This is a genomic window from Okeania sp. SIO2B9 (assembly GCF_010672505.1).
GTDB lineage: Bacteria > Cyanobacteriota > Cyanobacteriia > Cyanobacteriales > Microcoleaceae > Okeania > Okeania hirsuta.
Genome location: NZ_JAAHGK010001251.1, coordinates 1 through 2244, shown reverse-complemented (window position 1 = coordinate 2244; position 2244 = coordinate 1). Strand labels below are relative to the sequence as shown.

Annotated in this window: 4 protein-coding genes; all 4 read left to right on the top strand. The window is 30.2% G+C overall.

Annotated features, from left to right (window positions below; all coding sequences use genetic code 11):
* Window positions 1-268: hypothetical protein (locus F6K13_RS29480; RefSeq protein ID WP_287289334.1), on the top strand; the 268-nt coding region annotated here is incomplete at its 5' end.
* Window positions 269-359: 91 nt separating this feature from the next.
* Window positions 360-1118 (top strand): radical SAM protein, encoded by a 759-nt coding sequence (locus F6K13_RS29475; RefSeq protein WP_205127531.1) that lies wholly within the window; start codon window positions 360-362, stop codon window positions 1116-1118.
* 3 nt (window positions 1119-1121) lie between these two features.
* Window positions 1122-1301, top strand: a complete 180-nt coding sequence (locus tag F6K13_RS29470) for a hypothetical protein (RefSeq protein ID WP_205127530.1) — start codon at window positions 1122-1124, stop codon at window positions 1299-1301.
* A gap of 293 nt (window positions 1302-1594) precedes the next feature.
* A partial coding sequence (locus tag F6K13_RS29465) for a hypothetical protein (protein WP_287289332.1) occupies window positions 1595-2244 on the top strand: 650 nt, incomplete at its 3' end.

Sequence of the window (2244 nt, the reverse complement as noted above, 5' to 3'; positions counted from 1 at the left end):
TCTAGAAAACCACGAATCATGTATAAATCTTTTAGAAAAAGACTTAGGTCAGAATATTAGAAATGGTTACGAAGCAACTTTCGGACAAATCTGCAATGATTATATGGAGAAACATCATGCAACCAAAGATAACTTTGAATACTTATTAATAAACAGATTATTACAATATAAAGAAATAGAAATTATCATAAAAGATCAAATAGTAAGAGAAAAATATGTACAAAATTTGCAAAAAAAAGATATAATTAGATGTACAGGGAATAAATAACTTTATTTTAATTTTAAATATTAGCTTAGGTACAAATTAAAAGACTGCAAATGCCAAAATACATGATACAAATTATTTGGGAGTACTGGCAATGTCTATTATTAAAGGCTCAGAAAAAATTGTTAATCCCCTTCAAGAAAGTGCCCTCAAAAAGAAAGGATTATGTAATTATGTAATTAATATAGCATCTGGTTGTCTTCATGGATGTACATTTTGTTATGTACCTTCAACTCCGGCAATTCGGACAAAACAAAAGGAATTACAAGAAAAAGGAATTAGTAATCCTCAGATGGATTGGGGAAAATATTTATTAGTTCGAGAAAATATACCTCAGAAATTAGAAGAAAAATTAAATCGTAAAAAAAAATGGCGCGAAACACCAGAAGGAAAAGGAGTAGTTTTATTATGTTCTGGAACCAACCCATATCAAAATTATCAAACAGCAAAAATTACTCGTCAAACTGTCGAAATATTATCTAAAAATGAGAAAAGAGTAAGAATTTTAACTCGTAGTCCTTTATGGGTAAATGATTTAGATATTCTTAATCAGCCTAATATTACAGTTGGCATGAGTTTACCATTTTTTAATGATGAACTTAGTCTCAAAATTGAACCAAAATCACCCCCACCTTCTAAACGTTATGAAGCCTTACAAAAAGGTCATCAAGCTGGATGTAGATTGTATGTAGCTATGGCTCCCACTCCTCCGATAATGACATTAGATGATTTTAAAATAAATTTAGAACAAATTATGAAAATTGAGCCAGAAGTAATATTTTGGGAATCTATTAATGTTCGTGGAAGTAATGGTAAACGTATGATAGTGGCAGGTTTAGAATTTGCTAGTTAAATTATGACTAAAAAATCGTGGGCAGAAAATTTTATTAAACAATGGGAAGAGGTGGAAGAAGCAGCTAAAAGTATTGGATGTTTAGATAAGCTTCATATTTGGCCAGACCCAGAATTAAAAGGTTATGTAGCAGCAGAAAAATTAAATCGTTGGTTATATCTGCCGACAATAGAAAAATGGTAGGATTCAATAATTGATAATTGATAATTGATAATTACCTCTCCCTAAAACGGATTGGATTGAATAAAAGGAAAACTAATTCATTGTTTCTCCACAGCGAGTAAGAGAATTTTTACCTTAATTATTCGGTAAACAGTTTCTTGTATAAGAAAATAAACCAGTCAAAAAAAAAGATATAAATAAAGTAGCTATTCAACTTTAATTTCAAGTTTTAGCCAACATCTACTTTTTCAGAACTTGGATAAATTACAAATTACTGCTAATCTGATGCTTGATTTTATTAGAGAAAATTAATTATGGATTCTTTCAATTTTTGGGAAAATGAATTCTTACATACACCTTATTTAGCTGAAGGTAATGAAATTAATCACCTAAATATTGTCTCTAGTTCAGAAACATTACTCCCCGAATTAGAAGTAGAAGAATTTGACATACTCCAGACATATTTCTCTGAAACTAGGGAAATTAATAATCTAAATATTGTCTCTAGTTCAGAAACATTACTCCCCGAATTAGAAGTAGAAGAATTTGACATACCCCAGACATATTTCTCTGAAGCTAGGGAAATTAATAATCTAAATATTGCCTCAAGTTCAGAAATATTACTCCCCGAATTAGAAGTAGAAGAATTTGACATACCCCAGACATATTTCTCTGAAACTAGGGAAATTAATAATCTAAATATTGCCTCAAGTTCAGAAATATTACTCCCCGAATTAGAAGTAGAAGAATTTGACATACCCCAGACATATTTCTCTGAAGCTAATGACTTTCTCACAGGGATTAGTTTTATCGAAAATGTAGGGCAAATCAACAACTCTGAAGTTGAGTATTTAGCAAAAGCAAATAACTACGATTTACTATTTGCTCAAGATGGAATTATCTTTAGTTCTACTCAAAAAATCGAAGGTGAAACTACCTCAGATATAGTAACGCTAAATTTTGA